Source organism: Sporosarcina aquimarina, from assembly GCF_033253705.1.
Lineage (GTDB): Bacteria > Bacillota > Bacilli > Bacillales_A > Planococcaceae > Sporosarcina > Sporosarcina aquimarina.
This window is the reverse complement of sequence record NZ_JAUBDH010000003.1, coordinates 266,896-292,519: the sequence shown is the minus strand read 5'-3', so window position 1 is coordinate 292,519 and position 25,624 is coordinate 266,896. Positions and strand designations below refer to the sequence as shown.

General features: G+C 41.2%; 25 protein-coding genes, 1 pseudogene and 1 riboswitch. Of the genes and pseudogenes, 22 read left to right on the top strand and 4 right to left on the bottom strand.

The window, feature by feature from the left end:
• The first annotated feature begins 11 nt into the window (after positions 1-11).
• Positions 12-1,010, top strand: coding sequence for an NAD(P)-dependent oxidoreductase (locus QT716_RS06670; protein WP_317935269.1), 999 nt, complete (start codon positions 12-14; stop codon positions 1,008-1,010).
• A 30-nt stretch (positions 1,011-1,040) separates the two neighbouring features.
• A complete protein-coding gene (locus QT716_RS06665; RefSeq protein WP_317935268.1) occupies positions 1,041-2,135 on the top strand; it encodes a tartrate dehydrogenase in 1,095 nt (364 codons plus the stop codon).
• A 63-nt stretch (positions 2,136-2,198) separates the two neighbouring features.
• Here the strand turns inward: QT716_RS06665 and dapA are convergent, their stop codons facing one another.
• Positions 2,199-3,083: a 4-hydroxy-tetrahydrodipicolinate synthase gene (gene dapA, locus QT716_RS06660; RefSeq protein WP_317935267.1), complete on the bottom strand. Its 885-nt coding sequence runs from the start codon at positions 3,081-3,083 to the stop codon at positions 2,199-2,201.
• Positions 3,084-3,202: 119 nt separating this feature from the next.
• A riboswitch (Lysine riboswitch) is annotated at positions 3,203-3,380 on the bottom strand.
• Positions 3,381-3,751: 371 nt separating this feature from the next.
• On the opposite strand from dapA, the gene QT716_RS06655 reads away from it, so the two are divergent.
• From QT716_RS06655 to QT716_RS06605, 11 genes are all read left to right on the top strand, one after another.
• Positions 3,752-5,242, top strand: a complete 1,491-nt coding sequence (locus QT716_RS06655; RefSeq protein ID WP_317935266.1) for a peptide MFS transporter — start codon at positions 3,752-3,754, stop codon at positions 5,240-5,242.
• An 822-nt stretch (positions 5,243-6,064) separates the two neighbouring features.
• On the top strand, positions 6,065-6,862 hold the full coding sequence (locus tag QT716_RS06650) for a hypothetical protein (protein WP_317935265.1): 798 nt from the start codon (positions 6,065-6,067) through the stop codon (positions 6,860-6,862).
• 176 nt (positions 6,863-7,038) lie between these two features.
• Positions 7,039-8,550: an FAD-dependent oxidoreductase gene (locus QT716_RS06645; protein ID WP_317935375.1), complete on the top strand. Its 1,512-nt coding sequence runs from the start codon at positions 7,039-7,041 to the stop codon at positions 8,548-8,550.
• A gap of 219 nt (positions 8,551-8,769) precedes the next feature.
• A complete protein-coding gene (locus QT716_RS06640; protein WP_317935264.1) occupies positions 8,770-9,783 on the top strand; it encodes an LLM class flavin-dependent oxidoreductase in 1,014 nt (337 codons plus the stop codon).
• A gap of 276 nt (positions 9,784-10,059) precedes the next feature.
• Entirely contained in the window at positions 10,060-10,266 is a 207-nt protein-coding gene (locus QT716_RS06635; protein WP_191689581.1) for a helix-turn-helix transcriptional regulator, read from the top strand.
• Positions 10,263-10,946: a DUF3169 family protein gene (locus QT716_RS06630; protein WP_317935263.1), complete on the top strand. Its 684-nt coding sequence runs from the start codon at positions 10,263-10,265 to the stop codon at positions 10,944-10,946. Before QT716_RS06635 ends, QT716_RS06630 begins: the two co-directional genes overlap by 4 nt.
• Positions 10,947-11,367: 421 nt before the next feature.
• Positions 11,368-12,261, top strand: coding sequence for a glycoside hydrolase family protein (locus tag QT716_RS06625; protein ID WP_317935262.1), 894 nt, complete (start codon positions 11,368-11,370; stop codon positions 12,259-12,261).
• A gap of 298 nt (positions 12,262-12,559) precedes the next feature.
• On the top strand, positions 12,560-13,054 hold the full coding sequence (locus tag QT716_RS06620; RefSeq protein ID WP_317935261.1) for a GNAT family N-acetyltransferase: 495 nt from the start codon (positions 12,560-12,562) through the stop codon (positions 13,052-13,054).
• Between the two features lie 66 nt (positions 13,055-13,120).
• A complete protein-coding gene (locus QT716_RS06615; RefSeq protein WP_317935260.1) occupies positions 13,121-13,780 on the top strand; it encodes an HAD hydrolase-like protein in 660 nt (219 codons plus the stop codon).
• Positions 13,781-13,883: 103 nt separating this feature from the next.
• A complete protein-coding gene (locus tag QT716_RS06610; protein WP_317935259.1) occupies positions 13,884-14,651 on the top strand; it encodes a class I SAM-dependent methyltransferase in 768 nt (255 codons plus the stop codon).
• Between the two features lie 359 nt (positions 14,652-15,010).
• On the top strand, positions 15,011-15,415 hold the full coding sequence (locus QT716_RS06605) for an HIT family protein (protein ID WP_317935258.1): 405 nt from the start codon (positions 15,011-15,013) through the stop codon (positions 15,413-15,415).
• Positions 15,416-15,465: 50 nt separating this feature from the next.
• Here QT716_RS06605 and QT716_RS06600 read toward each other — a convergent pair.
• Positions 15,466-15,804, bottom strand: a pseudogene (locus QT716_RS06600) (DUF3888 domain-containing protein); the annotation flags it as partial.
• Between the two features lie 43 nt (positions 15,805-15,847).
• On the opposite strand from QT716_RS06600, the gene QT716_RS06595 reads away from it, so the two are divergent.
• The 5 genes from QT716_RS06595 to QT716_RS06575 all read left to right on the top strand — a co-directional run bounded on the left by QT716_RS06595 (position 15,848) and on the right by QT716_RS06575 (position 19,204).
• A complete protein-coding gene (locus tag QT716_RS06595) occupies positions 15,848-16,084 on the top strand; it encodes a hypothetical protein (RefSeq protein WP_317935256.1) in 237 nt (78 codons plus the stop codon).
• 194 nt (positions 16,085-16,278) lie between these two features.
• The gene (locus tag QT716_RS06590; protein WP_317935255.1) at positions 16,279-16,491 is read left to right on the top strand and encodes a hypothetical protein; all 213 of its coding nucleotides are present in this window, start codon (positions 16,279-16,281) and stop codon (positions 16,489-16,491) included.
• 25 nt (positions 16,492-16,516) lie between these two features.
• The gene (locus QT716_RS06585; RefSeq protein WP_317935254.1) at positions 16,517-16,678 is read left to right on the top strand and encodes a hypothetical protein; all 162 of its coding nucleotides are present in this window, start codon (positions 16,517-16,519) and stop codon (positions 16,676-16,678) included.
• A 98-nt stretch (positions 16,679-16,776) separates the two neighbouring features.
• Positions 16,777-18,585: a M3 family oligoendopeptidase gene (locus tag QT716_RS06580; RefSeq protein WP_317935374.1), complete on the top strand. Its 1,809-nt coding sequence runs from the start codon at positions 16,777-16,779 to the stop codon at positions 18,583-18,585.
• Between the two features lie 142 nt (positions 18,586-18,727).
• Entirely contained in the window at positions 18,728-19,204 is a 477-nt protein-coding gene (locus QT716_RS06575) for a peptide-methionine (S)-S-oxide reductase (protein ID WP_317935253.1), read from the top strand.
• Positions 19,205-19,262: 58 nt separating this feature from the next.
• Here QT716_RS06575 and QT716_RS06570 read toward each other — a convergent pair whose 3' ends face one another.
• Positions 19,263-20,462, bottom strand: a complete 1,200-nt coding sequence (locus QT716_RS06570; RefSeq protein ID WP_317935251.1) for an iron-containing alcohol dehydrogenase — start codon at positions 20,460-20,462, stop codon at positions 19,263-19,265.
• A 165-nt stretch (positions 20,463-20,627) separates the two neighbouring features.
• Between QT716_RS06570 and QT716_RS06565 the strand changes: the two genes are divergently transcribed.
• The 4 genes from QT716_RS06565 to arsC all read left to right on the top strand — a co-directional run bounded on the left by QT716_RS06565 (position 20,628) and on the right by arsC (position 23,355).
• Complete coding sequence (locus QT716_RS06565) at positions 20,628-21,152, top strand: DUF6241 domain-containing protein (RefSeq protein ID WP_317935250.1); 525 nt, start codon at positions 20,628-20,630, stop codon at positions 21,150-21,152.
• A 107-nt stretch (positions 21,153-21,259) separates the two neighbouring features.
• On the top strand, positions 21,260-21,607 hold the full coding sequence (locus QT716_RS06560) for an ArsR/SmtB family transcription factor (protein WP_317935249.1): 348 nt from the start codon (positions 21,260-21,262) through the stop codon (positions 21,605-21,607).
• 15 nt (positions 21,608-21,622) lie between these two features.
• Positions 21,623-22,918, top strand: coding sequence for an arsenic transporter (locus QT716_RS06555; protein WP_317935248.1), 1,296 nt, complete (start codon positions 21,623-21,625; stop codon positions 22,916-22,918).
• A 17-nt stretch (positions 22,919-22,935) separates the two neighbouring features.
• Complete coding sequence (arsC, locus tag QT716_RS06550) at positions 22,936-23,355, top strand: arsenate reductase (thioredoxin) (protein ID WP_317935247.1); 420 nt, start codon at positions 22,936-22,938, stop codon at positions 23,353-23,355.
• 88 nt (positions 23,356-23,443) lie between these two features.
• Here arsC and QT716_RS06545 read toward each other — a convergent pair whose 3' ends face one another.
• Positions 23,444-25,456: a penicillin-binding transpeptidase domain-containing protein gene (locus QT716_RS06545; protein ID WP_317935373.1), complete on the bottom strand. Its 2,013-nt coding sequence runs from the start codon at positions 25,454-25,456 to the stop codon at positions 23,444-23,446.
• Positions 25,457-25,624: the final 168 nt, after the last annotated feature.

Here is a 25,624-nt window from a genome sequence, read left to right as displayed (position 1 = left end):
GGTGTGGACTATTGTCTTTGCATATCGTTCAAATTCTCCCGATGTATCATCCCGATGGTGAAGAAAAGTTGAGAGAACTTGCTGACGTGAAACAATTCAATGAGTTTGATGAACAAGAGATCATCGGATATTTAAAACAGAATAAAGTCGATGGCATTATTTTGAGAGCCCCCGCTAAAATCACTGGAGACATTTTAGACCACTGTGCACATGTGACTGCGATTTCCGGAGCTGGAATCGGACTGGACAATATAGATGTAGAATATGCAACATCTAAAAGAATCAAAGTACTGCATGCCCCTAAAATGAACAGCACGGCAACGGCAGAACATGCCGTTGCGTTACTGCTTTCCGTCATGAAAGATATAACCGTTTTCCATGCGGAAATGCAAAAAGGGAATTTCTCTTTCAGGGACGGCAGATACACTGCAGAATTAGAAGGTAAAACGCTTGGACTCGTCGGATTCGGATCGATTGCTCAAAAAGTGGCGAAAATAGCGAAGAATGGTTTTGGCATGAACCCCATCGCGTACGTCCGGACGATTTCATCTGCAAGACAGGAGTTGGCAGATTCGTTAGGCGTTGAAGTGACGACTTCGATGGAAGAAGTATTCAAGAAGAGTGATGCGGTCAGTCTTCATATCCCATTGACCGCGCAGACGAAAGAATTGGTTGATAAAAAGCTTTTCAATCTCATGAAACCCTCGGCTGTTCTTATCAATACTTCACGTGGCGGTGTCATCAACGAAACCGATTTGGTTGAAGCACTCAAAAGTAAAACATTCAAGCGTGCAGGTGTAGATGTATTTGCTGTTGAGCCTCCTCTTGCAAATCATCCGTTTTACGGGATGGACGAAATCACGATGACTCCGCACATCGGCGGGATCAGCGTGGAAGCAGCCAGAGAGTCATCCGTTATCATTGCAGAGAATTTGATAAAAGCGATTCAAGGTGAAGAGTTATCTGTCATTGCGAATGCTCAAAGTATTGTTAAACTTAATAGAGGTTAACTTATTTCGCGCAACATATAGGAGGAAATTATGAAGACATTTAAAATTGCCCTCATCCCTGGGGATGGAATAGGTCCTGAAGTGGTTGCAGAAGGCGTAAAAGTGTTACGAACGATTGAACAATTAGATCCCTCAATCTCTTTTTCATTCACAGAGTTTCCTTGGGGATGCGAGTATTATTTGAAACATGGAAAAATGATGGCCGACGATGGCATCGAGCAGCTGAAGGAATTCGATGCGATCTATCTCGGAGCAGTGGGTTACCCGGGTGTCCCTGATCATATTTCATTATGGGACCTGCTGCTGCGAATTCGAAAGGAATTCGACCAATATGTAAACATCCGACCGATTACGCTATTAAATCCGGAACTTACACCATTGAAAGGCAAAACTGCAAAAGAAATCGACTTCCTTGTTATTCGTGAAAACAGTGAAGGAGAGTATGCAGGGGCGGGTGACTGGTTATTTAAAGGGAAGCCTGAAGAGGTCGTCTTACAAACCGGCGTTTTTTCTCGAAAAGGGACGGAACGGATCATTCGATATGCATACGAAGAAGCGAGAAATTCAAAACGTACATTGACGAGTATTAGTAAAGCGAACGCACTGAACTATTCGATGGTATTCTGGGATGAAGTCTTCAACGAAGTAGGTAAAGAATATCCGGACGTAAAAACGTATTCGTATCTTGTGGATGCCGCCAGTCTGTACTTTGTAACGGAACCTGAACGCTTCGAGGTCGTTGTCACTTCGAACCTGTTCGGAGATATCTTGACGGATATCGGTGCTGCCATTACAGGAGGGATGGGCTTGGCGACTGGAGCGAACGTCAATCCTGAACGAAAGTTCCCGTCAATGTTTGAACCCGTACACGGATCCGCTCCGGATATTTCAGGCAAAGGAATTGCGAATCCGATTGCAGCTATCTGGTCAGTCAGCCAGGTGATGGACTTCTTCGGGGAAGAACAATGGGGCGAAGCGATTCTATCCACTATTAAAGAAATTCTCACTGAACAACCATCACTTACTTCCGATTTAGGTGGGAACTCTTCCACTTCCCAGGTAGGGGATCGATTTGTTGACTTGCTTTCAGCAAAAGTCAGTGAAGTTGGAGTTTCTCAAGAATAATAGAAGCAGCCCATTCCAGCGAGTATGATGGAATGGGCTGTTTCTTGTATAACGAATGTAAGCTTAAAGAAGTATCGTTTCTTGCTTGTGAAGGACACGATTCAACGAATTCAACTGCGCATCCGTCAAAGGCAGCATCGGTAAACGAACCCCGCCGACTGCGACACCTTCCAAGTTCAACGCAGCTTTGACAGGCGAAGGATTCGGTGCCGCGAACAGTTCCTTCATAATTGGCAGCATGCGGCGGTGCATGGTTGCGGCTTCCCGAATTCGGCCGCTGTTGAAATGCCCGATCATTGTTTTCATCTGCGGCCCGATAATGTGTGCAGAAACGGACACAACGCCAGCTCCTCCAATAGAAAGGGCAGGGAGTGTCAATCCGTCATCGCCGCTGTAAAGTGCAAAGTTCGACGGGGTATTCTCAATGATATCTGACATGGCATCCAAGTTGCCGCTAGCTTCTTTGACTGCGACGATGTTCGGGATGTCAGCAAGTCGGATGATTGTTTCTGGGCTCATGTTGACTGAACTGCGGCCAGGTATGTTGTAGAGCATAATTGGCAGTGATGTCGATTCCGCAATGACGCTAAAATGCTGGAACATGCCTTCTTGAGAAGGTTTGTTGTAATAAGGAACGACTAACATGATCCCGTCGACACCTGCCGCTTCAGCTTGCTTGGTCAGCTGGACGGATTCTCTTGTATTGTTCGATCCTGTGCCTGCAATGACGGGCACTCTTCCGGCAACTACCTGTACCGTGAATTCAAACAAATTCACTTTTTCTTCCAAAGTTAACGTAGGGGATTCCCCTGTTGTACCTGCAACAACGAGTCCATCCGATCCGCTTTCCAGTAAATGATTGATTAAGTTGCGTGTGGCAATGAAGTCAATTTCCCCTTGCTCATCAAACGGTGTCACCATAGCAGTAATCAGTTGTCCAAAATTCATCTGTTCTCCATCTCCTTTTGTTTTATTACAAAACATAGAGGTGGAAGGCAGTGTCTCCTGAGACGCAAAAAGCAGCAGCGTAGAGAACGCTGCTGCTTAGAAATAATGAATTATTTCTTGCATCAGATAGCCCTCCATATAGTTTCCTATATGACAGTCCTGAACTTGTTCAGCCCAGAACCAGCTTTGAGATAATGAGCATCTCTCCACTTCGGCAAATTCCCCTTTCCACAAGCTTCATCGGATCTCATCATCCTCAGAATGTGTACTAATGGTCTTTGCGCCTCTATCCTCATTTCGAAAGTTACGAAATAAGTGAATGTTTAATTACTAGTAGCATACCCTTTAGCGAATAAAAATGCAACCAAATAAGAGACTTATCTATTTTATATACGCTATTTCAACCTTTCCGTGTAAGAATGGGTGGGTTGTTCATTTATGAAACACTACGTTATTCTAATGAAAACTTGTGATTCAGAAAAATATAAAAGGTTTATATAAATATTTACTTGGTTTCTTAGAATTGTTAGTTTCTTAATGGAATGGATCTCAGAGTAACGAAAATTGACAATACTCTTTATTTTAGAAATTTAACTAATTTGTCATATTGCTATAGAAATCTAAAGCGCTTACATGTATGATGAATTCATATTTAAGGAGGATTTCTTATGTCAAAACTAACAAAACAACAAGTGCTAGAAGAAATCCCGCAGAAAGGATTCTTCGGACATCCAAAAGGTCTATTTACTTTGTTTTTTACTGAATTCTGGGAACGCTTTTCTTACTATGGAATGCGCGCGATTCTTGTATTCTACATGTACTATGAAGTATCTAGCGGCGGACTGGGGTTAGACAAAACCGTAGCGCTCTCCATTATGTCAATCTACGGTTCACTCGTTTACATGTCGGGAATTATCGGCGGCTGGTTAGCAGACCGAGTCTTGGGGACATCCAAAGCTGTCTTTTACGGCGGGGTTCTCATTATGTTTGGTCACATTGCACTCGCAATTCCAGGCAATATTACGATGTTCTTCGTATCGATGGTACTGATTGTATTAGGTACAGGCTTATTGAAACCGAATGCATCAAGTGTTGTGGGTGAGTTGTATCCTGAAGACGATAACCGACGGGATGCAGGATTCAGTATCTTCTATATGGGTATCAATATGGGGGCATTCATTTCACCGATCATTGCAGGTATTTTGATGAAACAAAGTTTCCATCTAGGTTTTGGAGTAGCTGCAGTAGGAATGTTCATCGGGTTGGTTGTATTTGTTGCAACGAAAAAGAAAAACCTTGGCCATGCCGGTACAACTGTTGCTAATCCGTTACTTCCAACTGAGAAAAAACGTGTGTATTCAACATTTGCAATCGCAGTAGTTGTAATTGGCGCATTAGTCGCAATTGCAATTCCTCAAGGCTGGTTAACGTTCGATTCGTTTGTTGGACTAATCGGGATCCTTGCATTCCTAATCCCGACTGCTTATTTCGTGGTCATGTATAGAAGCCCTAAAACAAATGAAGTAGAGCAATCTAGACTGTTAGCCTACATACCACTCTTCATTGCTTCTGTATTGTTCTGGGTAATTGCAGAGCAAGGTTCCACGATTCTGGCACTATACGCTGATACACGGACTGATTTGAATTTCATGGGTATTGAACTTTCACCTGCGTGGTTCCAATCATTTTGGCCGTTATTTGTTATTATTCTAGCGCCGATGTTTGCTTGGCTTTGGGTGAAACTAGGAGACCGCCAACCGAACATCCCGCAAAAGTTCTCACTCGGTCTGTTATTTGCAGGATTCTCGTTTATTGTAATCTTATTACCGGGATTCTTCGGAGAAGCCGGTGCGCTGGTCAATCCACTCTGGTTAGTACTGAGTATTTTCTTTGTGGCAGTAGGCGAATTATGTCTATCTCCAGTAGGTCTGTCTGCAACGACTAAGCTTGCGCCTGCTGCTTTTTCAGCACAGACGATGAGTTTATGGTTTTTGTCCAATGCGGCTGCTCAAGCGCTAAATGCACAATTAGTTAAGTTATATTCTGCTGATACAGAAGTTATGTACTTCGGTACAATTGGCGGAGTCGCAATTGCTATAGGGATTCTGTTGTTTTTCATATCCCCGATTATTATGCGTTATATGAAAGGGATTCGTTAAGAGTAAGAGAGGGGGTAGGGATACTCACCTCTCTTTTTTTGTGCTGTTAAACTGCCTAATTTTTAGTGGAGGATTCTGAAAGGGAAATGGAATAGTATAGATGGTTCAACTCCGCGGTAATTAAACAAAGGGGTTCTTTGACACATCAAGGAGAATGTCCGACACAACGCGTGGGTTCTCCGACAGTGGAGTGAGATTCTCGATCACTCGCGGTCCGTTCTCCATCACAACTCGAAGTTTCTCGATAACGGGACACAATTCAGCACTGTTTAGGGAGTGAATTGGTGGCGCTGCGCGCATTTGAAGGCGAATTAGGTTCTCCGACACATCAGGGTGTATGTCCGACACAACACGTGGGTTCTCCGACAGTGGAGTGGGATTCTCGATCACTCGCGTTCCGTTCTCCATCACAACTCGAAGTTTCTCGATAACGGGACACAAATCAGCACTGTTTAGTGAGTGAATTGGTGGCGCTGCGCGCATTTGAAGGCGAATTAGGTTCTTCGACACATCAGGGTGTATGTCCGACACAACACGTGGGTTCTCCGACAGTGGAGTGGGATTCTTAATCACTCGCGGTCCGTTCTCCATCACAACTCGAAGTTTCTCGATAACGAGACACAATTTAGCACTGGATTGGACTTCTGATATTCAAATAGGTTCGTTTTTTTAAAAAAAGGACCATTAGAGTTTGAAACAAGCTTATGAATGAATTTCATATACCCAATGGTGATTAGGTAAAAAGCAGTGAAGAAAAAGGGAAACGCCTGTCCACCTTTTACGCCCTCGACTCTATATAGAGTGTAAAAAGGGGAAATTCCTATGACACACTACTTATCTAATTACGCAAAGTTCAATACAAAAGAAGAAATGGACGCAGCTGCCAGACAACATACCGACATTCACTGGAACGCAATGAACAAAACGGACCGGGCTGTTCTTGGAATGATTCGCTGCTACTCGGTAAAGTATTTGGCGGCACATTTGAAGCATGAAACGATTGAAAAGAAATTGGGTAAAGCGAATTCCACAGTACGCCGGGCAATTTGCAAGTTGGAAGCACTTGGAATCATCGAGCGTATCCATTATGTACGCCCTGTCATGAGCGGCCTCGGAGCTAACATTTACGTCATTTTACCTGTAAACGGGCAGGGGAAAACGGGCACAGGAACAAGTGATGAAGAGGCCCGTCAGGACAAGTCTGCTGACCATAAATCCGAAAAGGAACCTTCTTTCTATAAATCTAAAAATCTTAAAGATCTTATAAAGACGTCTCAGCCTGCGGCAGAAGAGTTATCCACAACGTTATTCGGGAAGATGAAATCCTTGCTTTCGTTCACAGGAGATCACTCCAAAGCAAGGGAGTTTTTCGGGATTCATAAAGCGCTCTCCGGACAGATGCTGAAGTTCGACATCCACAAAGGAAAAGAGGAACTATTCGAGGATTTGGCGTATAAAGCGATGCATATTGCAGTGATGGCAACGAAGAAAAAGGAAATCCGCAGCTTACCCGGTTATTTCAGCGGCGTATTGCGTGAGGTTATTTGCGATGCGCTGTTTAAGGACAGCTATCAGGAATTTTCCGTATCCGTCGATGATTTCTATTGTCCGGGTTATTAAAGGCGGAGAATCGTTCCCCTTTACAAACATTGTCGAACGCAGATCATGAGTTAGTCGTATAAGCAGCACGTAGGTAGGGAATCCTTCAAAAGAATGATGAATTGAATGGAGGGCTAATAGTGAGTGAAAATGAAATAAAATTGCCTCAAGAACCGTTGTCCTATTGGCGTACACATATGGAATTTCCCAAATTCCCCAAACTTGAACAGGACCTTGACGTGGATGTTGTGGTAGTCGGTGCCGGTATTACAGGGATCACTTCTGCCTACTTGCTTGCGAATGAAGGGGCGAAAGTCGCTGTCCTGGAATCAGACGAAGTCTTGAATGGAACGACAGGACATACGACTGCCAAAATAACTGCACAACATGATTTGATATATGCCGAATTCATCCATAGCTTGGGTAGAGAAAAGGCTGAATTATACTATCGTGCCAATACAGAAGCTTTGGACTTTATGAGGGAAACAGTTGAGACTCATGGAATCGAATGTGAATTCAGCACTCAGGATGCGTACATTTATGCGACGACTGAAAAGTATGCAAAGAAGATAGAGAAAGAAGTTGAAGCGTATAAAACATTAGGAATCGATGGTGGGTTGGTAGATTCCATTCCTTTTGATATTGACATCCAAAATGCGCTCGTCATGAAAAATCAGGCCCAGTTTCATCCAACAAAATATTTAGTCCACCTGATCCAGCACATTACAGAAAAAGGGGGACAGATTTTTGAACAGACAACAGCTGTGAATATAGACACAGGTGACCACCCTGCCGTTTTGACGAAAGAAGACCGCCGAATACGTGCGAAACACGTGCTGATCTGTTCACATTTTCCTTTCTATGAGGGTACGGGGCTTTACTCGACTCGTATGTATGCAAACCGCTCGTATGCATTAGCTGTCAAAACGAAAGATAAGTATCCAGGCGGAATCTATCTTGGCGCAGACAAACCTGCGCGTTCCCTTCGGTCAGTAACTGCGAATGATGAGGAATTGATACTGATTGTTGGGGAAGACCATAAAACGGGTCAAAGCATTGATACGATGGATCATTATAAAGCATTGGAAACATTCGGCACTGAAGTGTTTGACCTAGAGGAAATCAGGTATCGATGGTCAGCACAAGACTTGGTGACGTTGGATAATCTGCCTTATATCGGGGAATTGACGTCTGGACAGTCCAACATCCTGATTGCGACGGGTTTCCGGAAATGGGGGATGTCGAATGGAACCGCTGCTGCTCTGCTCTTCCGCGATATGGTTCTTGGGAAAGAGAATCCTTACGAAGAGTTATACACCCCCTCCAGGTTCAATGCACACCCGAGTGTAAAGAACTTTGTAGTTGAAAATGCAAATGTAGTAGGGCAGCTTCTGAAAGGGAAGCTGGACAGCCCGACGAGAACGCCCGAAAGCTTGGTGAAGGGTGAAGGTGCCGTCGTGACATTGGATGGCCACCGGAAAGGTGCGTTCAAAGATGAAGACGGTGAAGTCCATATCGTCGATACGACGTGTACGCATATAGGCTGTGAAGTGGCATGGAATAATGGAGAACGTACGTGGGATTGCCCGTGCCATGGTTCCCGTTTCTCCTATACGGGTGAAGTGATTGAAGGACCAGCTGAAAAGCCGCTTCAAAAGTATGACTACAAAATGATGGATAACCTCACTTCGGAGGATTCGGGATATTGACCGGTTGCTGATATTTGAACTGGAGTATCCGATTGACGACCCGATAATGAATTCAACAGACAGAACGTTTACAGGTCTTACACTTCTTCTTATTTCTCTATTTTTATAGACAAACAACTAAGTTGCTTTCATCCCTCATCTATAGTAATTTTAACCATAGGTTACTATAAGTAAGCTTGTGTGTTTGTGTTTCTGAACAAGCGATAAGGAGTGATGAGATTGACTTCAACAGTAAAATCATACAATGGAATTCCATTGTCCGTATTGGATCTAGCGCCAATTAATGAAGGCGGCAGTCCAACTGAAACTTTCAAAAATAGTGTGGAATTGGCTCAACACGCAGAAAAATTAGGATTCAACCGCTATTGGCTGGCGGAGCACCATAACATGCCAGGTGTCGGCAGCTCAGCGACCTCTGTCCTAATCGGTCATATTGCCGGGGTTACAGAGAGGATGCGTGTCGGTTCAGGCGGCGTTATGCTGCCGAACCACGCACCGCTCGTTATAGCGGAGCAGTTCGGTACATTAGATGCATTGTATCCTGGACGGATTGACCTTGGATTGGGCCGTGCCCCGGGTAGTGACCAAGCGACGGCATATGCATTACGGCGCACATTGCATAGCAGCGGGGAAGACTTTCCGCAACAACTAGAAGAGTTGCGTTCTTATTTCGATCCGCAGCCAAATGCGCGCGTTCGGGCATTTCCTGGCGAAGGACAAGATATCCCGATTTGGCTTCTAGGTTCGTCTGGCTTCAGTGCACAGCTTGCCGCTCAATTAGGTCTGCATTTCTCGTTTGCCAGTCACTTTGCTCCTGCATATGTGATGCAAGCGCTGCAGTTATATCATCAGAACTTTAAACCATCGAAGCATCTGCAAGACCCATATGCGATGTTAGGGGTCAGTATTGTAGCGGCAGATACAGACGAGAAAGCACTTTGGCTCGCCACTTCGTTCCAACAGCAATTTTTGAGCCTGCACCGTGGAATGCCGACACAATTCAAACCGCCTTTGGATGATCCGGACGCTGTGTGGAGTCCAAGTGAAAAAGTCTCAGCTGCGAATATGCTAGATTCACCCGCAACAATCGTTGGAAGTCCTGAAACAGTGAAACGTAAATTGGAAGCTTTCCTCAATCAGACGAAAGCGAACGAATTCATCATCAGTTCTCCTGTATTCCATCAAGAAGATCGCTTGCGTTCGTTTGAAATCATTGCGGATATGATGGATTAACTGCAAGTGATCCAATATTAAAAGAAACTCAACATGTAAACAGCCTTTGACTCCCCTGATAATAGGGAAGTCAAAGGCTGTTTTGTGTTGTAAATAATGATTTAAGTCATACACGAAAAAACAGGAATCATAAAAGTTAACTTGCCCACTGAAGCGGATTTTCTGTTTTATGTTTTGAAGTACATCGCTGTAATTGAGAAGTAAAACTGTCATTTTGACAACTTTACTTGTCAAAATGAAGTGTATACGTTACAATCACTGCAAGAGGTGAAGTCAGTGAAAACACGTTTGAAGGAATTGCGTGCACGCAATGGACTGAATCAGACAGAGCTTGCGAAACGAGCGAAAGTATCGCGGCAGACAATCAGTTTAATCGAAAGAGAAGAATTCATCCCTTCTTTGCTGATTGCCGTAAGAATTGCGAGGATTTTCAATGAAGCGATTGAAAGTGTTTTTTTATTCGAAGAGGAGGAGATCGAATGAAGTTCGTTATTTATGGATTATTAGGTGGGATTGTTGGGTTCATAGGCATGTATCTAATGCTGTCGGTTCAAGTGGAATTTAATTTTTTATCCATTGCCTTTCCAGTGAATGTGATCTTGACTTCGTTAACCGTGTTGCTACTCCTGTATGTAGGAATCAGCATAATTCAAATGCGTAAAAAAGCAAATGCAGCAGTTTCAAGGGATGAAGAAGATGAGCGTGAAGTATGGCTCTACAAAAAGTTCACTGATACCAATATGATAGCCATTGCGAGTGTTATATTTGGAATTGCCGCATCTGCTATTTCACTCATTACAGAACAAGATCCCTGGCTCGTGATAAGTTCTATAATTGTAGCAACAGCAGCTTTCATTCTTTCAATTGCAGTTTCAAGTGTAGTCAATTTGTTTTACCCCGATCGGGAACTGCCGTCTATTTCAGATAAAGACTATGGCAAAAAACTACTAGCAGCATCTGATGAAGGGGAACGTCATGTGATGTTAGAAGGTCTGTATCGTACATTCAATACGCTAAATGCCACCCTCATTTTTGCACTTTTCGTGCTCATCGTGTATTCACTTTTCTCTGGGGTCTCCCAATTATTCGCTATTTTTGTGATTAGTGCCGTTATCATTGGTGCAAATGCCCAATACTTTTTACTAATCCGCAATAGAACGTGATGTACGGGGGTGGATAGAAGACCTATTCTTTTCGGATTATGATTTTTAGGCGGTAACGTCACATCTCTCTTATGCTGAATAAATAGAGCTATAAGATTCTGTTTCAGAGATAAAGATCTTCAATCAGATTCATTGTTTGCTTATGAAACACGAAAAGGGTATTGACTTTAAATTCCTGCTTCTGGAAAAGGATATTAAAACAAGCTACACCTTGTAAATCTATTTACAAGGTGTAGCTTGTTTGATGATTGTTAATAATTCTCACCAACATCTTTTTTTACTAAATGGTTTTTGTTGATTTAAAGTCTGACACTTCATTAGTGGCTTGGTATAATATAGAAGAAACGAATAATTCTTACTTCCAACGAACCAGCCAAATTACGAAAGATTACCTACAGTTGAAACCTAATGGGGGATATATTTGCAAATTATTATAAAGGAATATGAAAAGAGTGACCAAGAACAATTAAAAGAACTAATAGATTTATCTTTCGAGGAAGAAGGCTTACTAAATATATTAAAAAAGTTTAGATTCAAATTTGCATACTCGGCATTTTCTGAAGATAAATTAGTAAGTGTAGTTTTTGGATGGGTAAGTAGTCTTCACCCATATTGTACTTATTTTAAAGTTTTGTGTAATTCGTCGTATGTACGGGATAATGTAATAGAGAAGTTACTGAATAAGGTTGAGAGTTTGGAAACAATCGATTTTCCATTACAAACATCTATTTGGGAAACTTCTATAAATCTAAAAAAGATTTATGAGAAAAGTGAATTCAAGGAAATAAGAAGAACGTATATGCCGACTCTTCAAGTATCTGATTTTAAAGAGGGAGCCTTTCGATTCAGTGAAAAAGATTATATACTCAAAACATTAGCAGAGGTTTCTTTAAATAATGAATTGGTAGAAAAACTGGTTCTCCTTGTTAAAAGAAATTACGAAGAAACACATAAAGTGAATCCTGTAGTAACAGCAGGGCTTGAAGAGTGGAGGATTTTAGTTTTCTCGGATGATATTATTGCTAAAGGAAGTTATGTTTTTTTAAATCCTGACGAAAATGACATATTAGCTTATTCTTTTCTTCACGAATCAGATGATGATAATTCGTATGAATTAGGATGGTGCGGTAGTTCCAGTAGTGAATACCAGGGAATAATTCCAAATTTAACACTTCAGCATATAAAATATGCGGATAATCATAACAGGAAGGCTATTATAGGTGAATTCGATACAACAGATAGCAGTGCAATGGAGGTACTAAAAACTTTTCCTTTTGCTCCTTCTCCCACTTGGATTACCTACCAAAAGAAGTAGAGTGCCGGAAAAGACTATTCCTTAATCGGGGGCCGATTGTTTAGTACTACACTCTTAGTTGATTGGAGTGCAAGCCGTCGACTCCGGGAGGATCAGCGTGAGCCTTGAGACCCTGGACGTAGCGAAGCGAAGGAAGCGGCTCAAGCCACGCCCTCCGGAAAGCGTACGGCTGGAACACAAATCAACGTGCTTAACACTATTCCAGATATGAGACGTTTGCTTCATAGCAAAAGTCCCGATACCGCAACAGGACCAGACTTTATAATGAATTCATGGGAAAGTCGTGGAGGTTTGTCCAGTGATAATTAGAAAAATACAAGTGACTGATTCAGATGCTTTCGTTGTATTAAGTAAAAAGATTGATGAATCTGATGTTATGTTATTTGAACCAGGAGAAAGAAATACCACTTCTGAACAACAGAGAAAATCCATTGAAAGAATACTAAATGAAAAAAGATCGGTTTTTTTTGTAGCTGAAAGTGAAGGGAGACTTGTAGGTTATATCGCTGCATTAGGTAGTGATTTACAAAGAAATCGGCATTCAGCATATCTTGTTTTAGGAGTATTGGAAGAATCTCAAGGCCAAGGGATCGCATCTGAATTATTCAATCAAATATTTGAATGGGCAAAAGAAATTGAGATTACAAGGTTAGAACTTACAGTTATCAAAGAAAATTTTAAAGCATTCAATCTGTATAGAAAAATGGGATTTGTTTTGGAAGGCGAGAAAGTAAATTCATTGGTAATAGACGGACAATTCGTTAATGAATATTATCTTTACAAGTTGTTATAGTTATGAAAAAATACACAACACTATATTCCAATACTGCAATATGGCCAAAGTTAAGGGAGACAAGAAATGTCACAGTCTATAATTTTTGATATGGATGGAACACTGTTTCAAACAGATACAATATTAGAAATATCACTTGAGGATACTTTTGAACATTTACGATCAATGGATAAATGGAATGAAGCGACGCCAATTCAGCAATATCGTGAAATTATGGGCGTTCCTTTACCACAAGTTTGGGAAACTTTGTTACCGGATTACTCTACTCAAGAAAGAGAATATACAGATGGGTATTTCCTTGAAAAACTAATTGGAAATATAAGAAATGGGAATGGTTCTTTGTATCCTAATACGAAGGAAGTTTTAAGTTATTTACATGAGAATAATTTTTCAATCTACATAGCAAGTAATGGTTTAACCGTATACCTTGAAGCAATAGTGAGTCATTATAACTTGGACAAATGGATTACAGAGACATTCAGTATCCAAGAAATTGAGTCATTGAATAAATCGGACCTGGTTAAGAGTATTGTAAAAAAATATGGTATTACCAATGCAGCAGTAGTAGGTGATCGCCTATCAGACATAAATGCAGCTAAGGACAATGGGTTAATTTCAATAGGATGTAATTTTGATTTTGCGAAGGAAGATGAACTTTCCCAGGCTAACATGGTAATAGATGATTTAATTGAGTTAAAAACAATATTACCTAAATTACCTATCTAACTAGCCTGTTCTTCAATTCTCGAGGGCAATTCACTATTAAGTTCGGTTCTTTAAGCGGGCCAGATTATTGTACTAAAAACATTTAAGAATGGGTGAGTGAAACATGTTTTTAGACGTTTTTGAAGATAATTTAGAAAAGAATGCCGATCCATTAAAATATGATGAATTATATAATAATTATAAAGAAGACTTGGATTTCATTCAGAAGTCCGCTGGAACGACAACACAACCAATTATTGAATTGGCTTGCGGCACAGGAAGATTAACAATTCCAATGGCTGAAAAAGGTTATACGATGTATGGGGTTGATCTCCATCAAGGAATGCTTAATTTAGCTATTCAAAAGGCAAGTGCATCTAATGTTCATATTCATTTCTCTAAGCAGGATTGCACCCAATTAGATTTACCAATCAAATCTCCATTAATTTTTATGGTGGCCAACTCCTTCCAACACTTCCTAACAAATCAAAGTCAAAGTGCCTTATTTAAATCCGTAAAATCGTACTTATTGCCAAACGGTGAATTTATTTTTGATACTAGAAACCCAATACTAAAGGAATTGTCTGTAATTGATGAGATTGAAGAAACACACACCAATCGTATGAATCAAGTAGTGACTGAGAAACATCGAGAAGTTTATAACCACCAAACTCAAATCTTGGAGTGTACCACCGTACAAGAAACTAATATTAATAATGTTATTTCTACATATAAAGATTCTATTTCCTTACGTTATACATATCCAATGGAAATAAGAAGGCTGCTATCAGAGCATAACTTTGAATTGGTAGCAATGTATGGTTCTTGGAAAAATGCACCCTTAACAAAAGACAGCGAATCTATGATTATTCATTGCCGTCTTATTCTGTAAAAAGCGGCTATTCCGTAATAGGAATTGTCCTTGAACTACATAACGGTCATTTAACTAAACAGGGGCGATGTAAGATAGAAATTTCGTGTTTGATTTCAGCCTATTTGCAGGGTTTCTCTCTTTTACATCTACTAAAGTGATAGAATAATATAAGCAGTACATAAAGCGGATGGGCGGTTTGGCACTCCCTTGAGAAAGGGGGTGTTTACATGGTGACATACGAAGCAATGAACATAATTGAAAAAATGTGTTCCATTAACAAGGGTGCATTTGCTTTATAAGCAATTTTGTTTATATCGCAATCCGGGCACTTTGCCAATTGAAAGAGTGTGAAAAACAGTAGTCTGGGGAGATAAGGAATGAAAGATTGTTTATTTTGCTATCCTGAGTTAGAACCAACGCAAAACGTTATTCTGAGCAATGAGTTTTGTATGTTTTTACAGTTAGACCAAGCTAAACAGGAAGGCATTCCACTTGAAGGTGCAGGAGTAATTGTGCCAAGAAAACATAGGGAAACCGCTTTTGATTTAACGCTTGAGGAATGGAATGCTACGCACACACTTCTTCAAGATGTGAAAAGATACTTAGACGAAAAATACCAACCGAACGGATATAACCTTGGTTGGAATTGTGGTGAAGTTGGAGGGCAGCATATATTCCACTCACATTTTCACGTATTACCAAGATATGAAGATGAACCGCTTGCTGGCAGGGGTATTAGATATATGTTTAAGGACACTAACAACCAAAGACTAGATCCTTAATATATTTGGTTATTTTTAAATATGATTACCGCTTTGGTGCGGAAGTCTATTCATGATTCGGTAGGATATTCATACGTCTTCATATGCTTGTGATTTATCAATTTAACTGTATGTCCAGCAGAGATTTCATAGGTCATGCGGTCTTTCCCAATTGGAATCCAGTGTCCACCATCGGTAGTCTCAATTTCAAAAGTAATTTGCAATTGAAAGCCACGAAAGCTATTAACTCTTTTTGTTTTTATCACTTCAATATCCCAAGGAGCTACATGAGGTGAAAAAGCTTTTACAATCTCCGGATAATAATAGGTAGTTAAGTCGTTTTCAATATAAGGAGTTAGCATAACCATGAGCATATTCTGTAGCCTAAGCTCTTCAGAGTCTTGTGTTGGTTAAGCAATAGAAGAAAGGTGATTATTAATGGTACCCATCTCGATGGAAACATTTGTGAATAAGCATTGCAAAAATAATCCTGAAGAAAACCGTGCACAATTTAAAGAAAATCTTAAGCAGGCTGTCCAGGATAAGAAAAACGGAGTAACTTGTGATAACTGTGGTGAAAGAATTTGGGCGATTGGCAGTACGGTTTCCCATTATGCATGTTTTTCATGCTTAACAGGGGAGGCAGACTCCTCAGGAGATTATGAAATTGATGAAGTGTGCTTGTTGTAAAGAATTGCAACAGTATCCTTTTTTAACGAATATCAGACAGGGCGCTTGTGAAAAAAGTGGAATGATCCTTCTTGAAATGCCTGCAATTAACCCTTTTTTAAATGAAATGATTTTTGGTCAAGGACGTATACATAACCAAGTTGCAACTCAGAGAATCAATTGGATTACTAAGCAAAGAAAGAAGGGGGAATCCCATGAATGACCGATTTGAAATGAGTTTCAAAAACAAAGCTCTGACTATGTATCTTATCCTGATGGTGCAGACAGTGGCCATTCAGCTGTATCTTACGTTATTCACAGAAGTGCCGCGCATCTACCCTTCAAGCCTGCCGGCGATTCCGCTTCTTATCTATTTCATTTGGCTTCCTATTCATAGAAGGAAAAAGAGAGAGAATCAATCGAGTTGAAAACTGTATGGATTGCCAAAAGTAAATGATGAAGACATTGAAAATCATCACTGTAGCGGCCCTGCTGGTGCTGCCTAGTGTGGTTCTGTACCGGCAAGACATCTACAAAATGATGATACATAATCCAATCAGAAACTATGCAGATACACTCCTCCATTCGACGAAAACTGGTCAATCTATCAATTAAATCACGCGGACTCCTTATCTCTGAATTGTTACAGTTAACCAACCTTTCCAAATCAAATGAAAACGTTTACAATAGAGAGATAAGGGGAGTGAATGAAATTGAAATATAATGATACGTGGGATTTAGAAACAGTATTTCCAGGGGGAACAAATTCTGAGGAAGTACAAACTAAGATTGCATCGTTAAAAGAAGAGATTGCCCATTATGCCGATCAGTTAAAAGCGTGGAACAGCGATCCGGCTACTGATGCTTCTGCTTTTTTGGACATTTTAAAGCAGCAAGAAGTCATTGGTAAAGGATTGGGCCAGGTCGGTACATTTGTAAGTATGTGGCATGACGCGTTTATGGATGATGAACATGCGAGCGTTGTTAAGGGTCAGGTCATGCAGCTTGGCAGTGAAATCCAGCAGCTTTCCACCATCTTCACTAAAAAACTTGTAGCTATCTCGGATGATCAGTGGAATGCGCTTTTGCAAGATGGTGCGTTAAAAGAAATCAGTTTCTCGTTAGATGAGATTCGTGAACAAGGAAAACGTTTATTATCTGAAGATGAAGAGAAGCTGATTGCTAAATTAAATAAAGATGGAATAGCGGCGTGGAGCGATCTATACAATACAGTCGGCTCTATTATGACGGTTCCTTTTACAGATAAAGACGGTAAAACAACAGACTTATCAATTGGACAAGCCATGAACAAAATGTATGCAGATCCGGATGCAGAAGTGCGCGAAGTGCTTTTTGAAGACTGGGAAAAAGTTTGGTCTAAGAATGGCCCGATCTTTGCAGACATTCTAAACCATTTAGCCGGTTATCGCTTAACATTGCAGGAAGCACACGGAAGAGAAGGTCATTTAGAAGAACCGCTTGAATATAACCGTATGACTGAAGAAACTCTAATCGCAATGTGGTCAGCCGTAGATGCCCAGAAACAGACGTTTCTTGATTACTTAAGCCAAAAAGCTAAATTGTTAGGTATGGAAAAGTTAGGCTGGCAAGACGTGGATGCACCCATTGCATTAGGAGAAACAAAACCGACACGTTTCACATATGATGAAGCATGTGATTTTATAATTGAGAATTTCACTTCATTTGGCCCGAAATTGACGGACTTTACTAAGCACGCACTAGAAAACCGCTGGGTTGAAGCGGAGGACCGACCGAATAAACGGCCGGGTGGATATTGCACAAGTTTACCTGAGTTTGAAGAGTCGCGTATTTTCATGACTTTTACAGGTTCACCGAGCGATACGAGTACATTAGCGCATGAGTTAGGACATGCTTTTCATAGTCATGTCATGAATGATTTACCTGAACTGAACCAAGGTTATGCCATGAACGTTGCCGAAACAGCGAGTACATTTGCAGAAACCATTATTGCTGATGCAACTGTAAAAAATGCTGCGACGGATGAAGAGAAAATATCCCTTTTAGCGAATAAATTAGAAGGTGCTACGGCGATGTTCTTGAATATTCGCGCCCGCTTTTTATTTGAGGATAGCTTTTACTCAGAACGTGCAAATGGGATTGTGTCGGAAAAACGGTTGAATGAATTGATGGTTGAAGCGCAAAAAGAGGCATTCGGTGATAGTCTTTCTTCTTATCATCCTCATTTCTGGGCAGCTAAGTTACATTTCTTCATTGACCGTGTTCCATTCTATAACTTCCCGTATACATTTGGTTATCTGTTTAGCCTCGGTATCTATGCGGAATACTTGAGACAGCCAGAAGGATTTGAAGAGAAGTATATCGCTTTACTGCGAGATACAGGATCTATGAAAGTTGAAGACTTAGCGAAGAAACATCTGGATGTAGATGTAACTAAGAAAGAGTTCTGGGCAGCCGGGATTGAACTTGTTGGAAAAGATGTAGAAGAATTTGTGAAGTTAACGAACAAAGTAAAAATTTGAAATGAATAAAGGTGCTTCACTCACTTCACAGAGTGAGTGGAGCACCTTTTTTTCATGTGTAGTAGAATTAGGAACTGCAGGATGTTGAAATCGATTTAGTTGATGAGAATCTTGGTGTTTTACAAATGAAGGAGAGAGTCGAGTGGAAGTAGTCTATTTAGCAGGTGGATGTTTATGGGGAGTCCAAGGGTTCATTAAAACGTTACCTGGCGTTTTGTTTACAGAAGCAGGAAGAGCGAATGGGACCAGTCAGCTATTAGAAGGTGAGTATGACGGGTATGCGGAATGTGTGAAAACAAGTTTTGATCCGGAAGTTGTAACGATTAAAGAATTAATGGGGTATCTGTTTGAAATCATTGATCCATACAGTTTGAATAAGCAAGGTCAGGATATTGGCGAGAAATACAGAACTGGAGTATATAGTGAGAAGCGAGAACACTTGGAAGAAGCAACAGCGTTCCTAAGGGGTAGAACGGATTATGACCGTATAGTCGTTGAAGTTATGCCTCTGACAAACTATGTGAGAAGTGCAGAGGAACACCAGGACCGGCTAACGAGATGTCCTGATGATTATTGTCACATTTCAAAGGAATTTATGGAGAAATATACATTAAAATGATGAAATGGCCAGATTCTCTGTAATGGATTCAGTAGAATCTGGCTTTGCTATGAAAAAGTTATGCTTTTATCAAAATATAAAGTGTCTCTAAGTCTTTCTTATTTAAAATTCTTGGAACTGGATAGAGTGGGTTGGCTTCATGGTAAGCGCGTTCTACCATTATAGGAATGTCTTTATTCTCGATGCTGCTGATTGTTTCAGGAATGTCCATTTTTTCATTCATTAGTTTAATTGCTTTGATGAATTTGTTGCATTTTACTTCTTCGGAATCGCTTAGATGCGTAATGCCGACCAAATCTGCCAGTTCTGCAAGCGGTTTATGGGCAGCATCTCCATAATATTCAAGAACGTGTGGCATGATAACAGCATTAGCAAGTCCATGGGGTACATTATAAAAGCCGCCGAGAGTGTGGGCGATAGCATGGATGTAACCCACGTACGCACGAGTGAAAGCTCTGCCTGCTAGAAAGGAAGCGCGCTGCATTTTGGCTCTCGCTTTACTATTGTTTCCGTTCTGATAGGTTTCATAGAGATTCTCAAAAATCAGCTTAACCGCTTCGCGGCTCCACTGCCTTGTTTGCGGTGTATTACTTCGCCCGATATATGCTTCAACTGCATGGGTGAGTGCATCCATTCCAGTTGTAGACGTAATATGCTTTGGGAGATTCACAATGAGTAATGGATCCATAACCGCGAAGTGCGGTGTGAGAACGGGGTCGTTAATGGCATATTTTTCATGTGTTTCACTGTTTGAAACAACAGCGACAATCGTCGTTTCACTCCCTGTTCCAGCAGTTGTTGGAATCGCAACAAGTGGAGGAATCGCTTTTCGTACTTTCAGTTGTCCCTTCATTTGTGCAAGAGTTTTCCCTGGTTGTGCTACACGGGCTGCAACACCTTTGGCACAATCTATCGGAGAACCACCGCCAAAGGCAATAATCCCTTCGCATCTTGAAGACTTATATAAGGATAGGGCATCTTCAATAGTGTCTATTGTAGGATTGGGTAAGGTTTTGTCATACACGGTGTATTGAATACCGCTGTTAGTGAATCCTTCTAACAAAGAGTCCATTAAGCCTAACTCAGATATGCCTTGGTCTGTGACAATGAGTACATTTTGAATTGACTGTCGATGCAGGAGATCAGGCAATTCAGCCAAACTATTTTCACCCTCCAGCAATAGAGGATGTCGCCATGAAAGGAAGTGTGCTACAGTTTTGTAGGCGAATTGATAAGTTCTGCAATAGAGTGGATTCATACGCAATCTCCTTTGTTTTTTCTTATCTCCAGTGTACTAGAGTGCTGTGTTCAAAACAATTTGGAAATAAGAATGATTTTCCAAATCATTAAGAGGATATCGTCAACTGACGTTGAAATCCAGTATATAGTCATTTATTAGGTAAAGGGGGATGCGATCTATATTATGAAGAAAAAGATTGGGATCCTATCGATGGCTGTCCTGATTATCGCCGTAGGAGCAGTGCTGTTTCTGAATAGAGGGCTTTTGCTTTCAGGTGATAAATCGAATGGGGCATCTGGTAAAGCATCGGATTCCCCTATCCAGCAAATTATGGAGGGGGAAAAGCAGCCGGTAGAGCAAGAATTTCCGGATACGATGACAGAGTACAATGTCCAAGAAGCCATTCATGCAATGTCTCATCAAAAAGTGAGGGCGGATGATAAATGGTTATCGATTTTAATGACGCCGGAACGAATTGATCGGCTTATTGAAATTGTGGAAAACAAGCAAGATCGTTTTCAAAAGAACGGCGAATTGTATTTAAATATTTTAACTAGATGGTCCAACGGAGATTTTTCACAGGTGGATCTAGATCACAATGCTATTTGGAAGCTGCAAAAAGGGACAATCGGCCGTGCGACAGGGATACTATCTGCTGAAGAAGAACAGAAATTCATTAAAAAGAAATTTGATGAAACTGAAGAGTAAATTGAGGCAATGAGAATTCCAATTCACGTAATTGAATAGGGGAATTCTTTTTTCGTGTATATAAGCATATGCTTATATGGTAATATGGAAATCGGGAGGTGTTAAAAATGAGCGAACGCCAGCCAACAGACATTAAATCAGCAGCGACTATTTTGAAACTTCTCGGCGATCCTACGCGATTAACGATGATGAAATTACTGCAATCGCATGATTGTTGTGTGTGTGAGTTTGTCGCCATCTTTAATAGGAGTCAACCTGCAATTAGTCAGCATATCCGAAAACTAAAAGATGTAGGTCTCGTAAAAGAAGAACGTCGTGGGCAATGGATTTTTTATTCAATTCGTCAAGACTACGAAGAGATTGCTTTTGTTTTAGACTTGCTCGATCAGTTGGCTGATCAGCAGGCATTGGTAACTGATTTGGAAGCGCAAGGATTGCGTATTTCGTGTACATAGGGAGGAAAACTTGTTTTGGATTCAACGATTATCGCAGTTCTAATTTTTGTTCTAACATTAGTATTTGTTATTTGGCAGCCGAGAAATCTGTCTATTGGATGGTCAGCTTGTACGGGTGCAGTGTTAGCCTTGATTTTTGGAGTGGTGGATTTCGGTGATGTGGCGGATGTAACCGGAATTGTTTGGAATGCTACGCTCGCTTTTATCGCAATTATCGTCATTTCTTTGATATTGGATGAAATCGGATTCTTTGAATGGGCCGCATTACATATGGCTCGGTTTGCAAAAGGAAGCGGCATCCGGCTTTTCGTCTATGTGAGTGTACTTGGTGCAATTGTTGCGGCTCTTTTTGCAAATGACGGGGCTGCACTCATTTTGACACCGATTGTACTTGCGATGGTGCGCAACTTGAAGTTCAGTGAGAAGATGATTTTTCCGTTTATTATCGCGAGCGGGTTCATCGCGGATACGACCTCGCTGCCGCTTGTTGTCAGTAACTTAGTCAATATCGTTTCAGCAGACTTTTTCGGAATTGGCTTTGTTGAATATGCATCCCGAATGATTGTGCCGAATTTGTTTGCTCTTGTAGCGAGTATTGTGGTGTTGTATTTGTTTTTCCGAAAGAGCATTCCGGGAAACTACGAAGTGTCTCAACTCAAAACTCCAGCAGCAGCGATTCGCGACCATACGATGTTCCGATTGTCATGGGGCGTACTTGCAGTATTGCTGATAGGCTATTTTGCGAGTGAATTCATTCATGTACCTGTGTCCTTCATCGCAGGAATCGTCGCGATTTTCTTTTTGATAATGGCACGCAGAAGCTCCGCGGTAGAGACTGTGACTGTTGTAAAAGGCGCACCATGGGCAATTGTCTTCTTTTCCATCGGAATGTATGTAGTTGTCTATGGGCTGAAAAATGTAGGATTGACGAGTATATTGGCGGATGTCATCCAAGTCGCTGCTAACCAAGGATTATTTGTCGCGACGATTTCAATGGGGTTCATCGCTGCAATCCTTTCGTCTATCATGAATAATATGCCGACTGTAATGATCGATGCGCTGGCGATTTCCGAAACGTCTGCCACAGGTACTATTCGTGAAGCGCTCATCTATGCCAATGTCATCGGATCTGATTTAGGTCCGAAAATAACACCAATCGGCTCACTCGCTACTTTGCTGTGGCTGCATGTGTTATCACAAAAAGGGGTTAAAATCAGCTGGGGGACTTACATGAAAGTTGGGATTGTCTTGACAGTTCCTACGTTATTCATTACCTTGGTAGGGTTGTATTTCTGGCTGCTCATTCTTTAAATTTTTGGAGGGATATCATGGATAAAAAAACAATATATTTCTTATGTACTGGGAATTCTTGCCGGAGTCAAATGGCTGAAGGTTGGGGAAAGAAAATTCTTGGTGACGAATGGCGGGTGCTAAGTGCGGAAATTGAGTCCCATGGAGTTAATCCGAATGCCATTGCGGCAATGAAGGAAGTGGGTATCGACATTTCTAATCAAACCTCAGACAAATTTGATCGGGACATTTTAAATTCAGCGGATTTCATAGTGACACTTTGTGGCGATGCAGCAGACAGTTGTCCAACGACACCACCTCAAATTCGACGGGCTCACTGGGGATTCGAAGATCCTGCAAAAGCGACTGGATCAGAAACAGAAAAGTGGGCAGTGTTTCAGCGCATTCGTGATGAAATCGGTCAAAGGATTGAACAATTCTCGAAAACAGGTAACTAAGATACCTTCTTTTAAAAGATGGAACAAAAGCGAACATCTATATAATATCAAACGACCACTCTCTGCATGTGAGAAAGTGGTCGTTTTTTTAATTATCAGCAGATGCTTTATAGACGTTAGCCGCCATTTCAGCTACGTATCCGCTGCCGTTGTTATCGGAAACATCTTCAATCATCATGGCAAGAATGAACGCAGGGTTATCTGAATTATAACTGATGAAAAAGCCATTTTCTTGACCGCTTTCATCTTTTGACTTTTTTAACTCGGCCGTTCCTGTTTTCCCGGAAATCGGGAGGTTCGGAATATTGGCTGCTTGAGCAAACCCATCCACGACCACGTTTCTTAAATCCTTCTTCAACTCATCAGCAGTTGCCTTGCTTAATAAGTCGTCTTTCCAAACCTCTTGGGTTTTGTCATCCTTCAACAATGTAGGTTTGTACATAATGCCATTCGTGATGAACGGTTCGTAAATCGTCGCAAGGTGCAAGATGTTTGCCAACATTTGTCCCTGCCCGAATGACGTATCAGCCAGCTGGCCTTCTGAACCAATTGTTCCATCATTCGAAATTTGTGATGGAGACAGGTTGAGCAGGAAAGGAATATCTTCTCCAAAACCATAGTTTTTCAATGACTTAGTAAAATCTTCGCGCCCAATTGCAAGTGCTTGCTGGGCGAAGTAAATATTATCCGAAAAGATGAGCGCATTGTTCAAATCGAGAGGATTAGGTGCTTCTGGGTGTAAACGAGATACCTTATAAGATCCCCAAGTTGAATCCTTTTGCCACGTTTTTCCCATGATCGTCAGTCCTTTATTAGGATCCAATGTCCCTTTTTCTATTCCGATCGCAGCGGTTATAGGTTTGATGGACGAACCAGGTGCATAGGCTGCTGCAAAACGGTTAAACAATGGCTTTAGTGGATCTTCCGAAAGCTTTTTGTAGCGCTCGCCGCTTACTCCCAACATGAATTCTGCAGGGTCAAAGCTCGGAGAACTAAGGAGTACTAACGTTTCGCCTGTCATCGGGTCAACAGCGGCACTCGCTCCAGGTTCTCCTTTCATCGCATCAAACGTCTTCTTTTGCAATTCGGCATCGATTGTCAACGAAATATCTTTGCCATTCACTGCTTCAGTTTCCACTATCTTTTCAAGTGTTGCGCCAGACTCTGGTCCTTTAATATAGATCCCGACGCCATCTTTTCCCCTCAAACGATCTTCCAGCAACCGTTCAAGTCCTTGCCGGCCGATCAAATCTGTTTCGGTGTAGCCTTGATCTTTATGTTTCTCTAATAATTCGGCAGTTATTTTTCCAATATACCCGACTAAATGGGCTGCAGATTCACCATATGGATATTCACGCATTTCGGTTTCTTGATACGTAATCCCCGGGATTGTAATGAGTTTGGATAATAGTGCTTCATTGTTTTTTGAAACGGGTGCAATCGGTACGAAATAATCAGGTTGAACCCAACTTTGGTTGAGCTGTTTATCGATGAATTCAACAGACGTATTGAGAAGTTCAGCAAGCTCATCTTTCTTCGATTCATCTGTGAATTTACCGGGAACAATCCCTGCTTCATATCCAGTTCCGTTCATGGCTAAAGGATTGCCTTTACGGTCAAATATCTTTCCGCGTTTTGCTGACATTGTAGAAATCTGGATTTTGTCCTTGGATGTCAGTTTCGGAAGTATGAAGGAAGGATCCCATTCAGCATACCAATTGTCCGTATCCTCATGTGTTTCGTAATGCCAAGTAAGTTCTTTTTCAAAATCTATAGGGCCAGCAATGGTATCCATTGAAATTTGAACAGGGAACACAGCTGGCTTTTCTTTGTCCCACTCCGTATCTTCTTTCGGTTTTGTATACGTGACCTTCAGATTTTTGAATCCTAAATCCTCTGCCAATTTCTTTTGACGGTCTACAAATTCGTCCGTATCGAATGTTTCCTTCGTGTCGACAGTTAAAAAGTCGTTGTACATCTCAGAGAATTTACTATCATTCCAATTTTTTAAGTATGCTTGTACGCGATCGTCCGGCGTCTCTTTCTCGCTGCATCCTGTCAGGAATACTGAAAAGACTAAAATTGAAAGAGTGGACAACATTTTTTTCAACAAAAAGACCTCCTATCTGGTGTTCGAAGTGTTTTACTGAAACTAATTTCATACTTCAATCGTACTAGAACGAAGCAGAAATTTATATAAGAAATTAGAATATTTTTTGAAACTGAAGAAATCTGAAGTCGAAGTTGGGTACATACTATGTTGGGTTGA

What these genes read in the sequence shown, in the direction of transcription:
- QT716_RS06565 (WP_317935250.1), top strand. Translation starts at nt 20,628, where the DNA reads ATGAAGAAAAAGATTGGGATCCTATCGATGGCTGTCCTGATTATCGCC.
- dapA (WP_317935267.1), bottom strand. Translation starts at nt 3,083, where the DNA reads ATGAATTTTGGACAACTGATTACTGCTATGGTGACACCGTTTGATGAG.
- QT716_RS06650 (WP_317935265.1), top strand. Translation starts at nt 6,065, where the DNA reads ATGACACACTACTTATCTAATTACGCAAAGTTCAATACAAAAGAAGAA.
- QT716_RS06645 (WP_317935375.1), top strand. Translation starts at nt 7,039, where the DNA reads ATGGAATTTCCCAAATTCCCCAAACTTGAACAGGACCTTGACGTGGAT.
- QT716_RS06590 (WP_317935255.1), top strand. Translation starts at nt 16,279, where the DNA reads ATGAATGACCGATTTGAAATGAGTTTCAAAAACAAAGCTCTGACTATG.
- QT716_RS06630 (WP_317935263.1), top strand. Translation starts at nt 10,263, where the DNA reads ATGAAGTTCGTTATTTATGGATTATTAGGTGGGATTGTTGGGTTCATA.
- QT716_RS06605 (WP_317935258.1), top strand. Translation starts at nt 15,011, where the DNA reads ATGAAAGATTGTTTATTTTGCTATCCTGAGTTAGAACCAACGCAAAAC.
- QT716_RS06545 (WP_317935373.1), bottom strand. Translation starts at nt 25,456, where the DNA reads ATGTTGTCCACTCTTTCAATTTTAGTCTTTTCAGTATTCCTGACAGGA.
- QT716_RS06665 (WP_317935268.1), top strand. Translation starts at nt 1,041, where the DNA reads ATGAAGACATTTAAAATTGCCCTCATCCCTGGGGATGGAATAGGTCCT.
- arsC (WP_317935247.1), top strand. Translation starts at nt 22,936, where the DNA reads ATGGATAAAAAAACAATATATTTCTTATGTACTGGGAATTCTTGCCGG.
- QT716_RS06585 (WP_317935254.1), top strand. Translation starts at nt 16,517, where the DNA reads ATGATGAAGACATTGAAAATCATCACTGTAGCGGCCCTGCTGGTGCTG.
- QT716_RS06560 (WP_317935249.1), top strand. Translation starts at nt 21,260, where the DNA reads ATGAGCGAACGCCAGCCAACAGACATTAAATCAGCAGCGACTATTTTG.
- QT716_RS06570 (WP_317935251.1), bottom strand. Translation starts at nt 20,462, where the DNA reads ATGAATCCACTCTATTGCAGAACTTATCAATTCGCCTACAAAACTGTA.
- QT716_RS06655 (WP_317935266.1), top strand. Translation starts at nt 3,752, where the DNA reads ATGTCAAAACTAACAAAACAACAAGTGCTAGAAGAAATCCCGCAGAAA.
- QT716_RS06610 (WP_317935259.1), top strand. Translation starts at nt 13,884, where the DNA reads ATGTTTTTAGACGTTTTTGAAGATAATTTAGAAAAGAATGCCGATCCA.
- QT716_RS06595 (WP_317935256.1), top strand. Translation starts at nt 15,848, where the DNA reads ATGGAAACATTTGTGAATAAGCATTGCAAAAATAATCCTGAAGAAAAC.
- QT716_RS06615 (WP_317935260.1), top strand. Translation starts at nt 13,121, where the DNA reads ATGTCACAGTCTATAATTTTTGATATGGATGGAACACTGTTTCAAACA.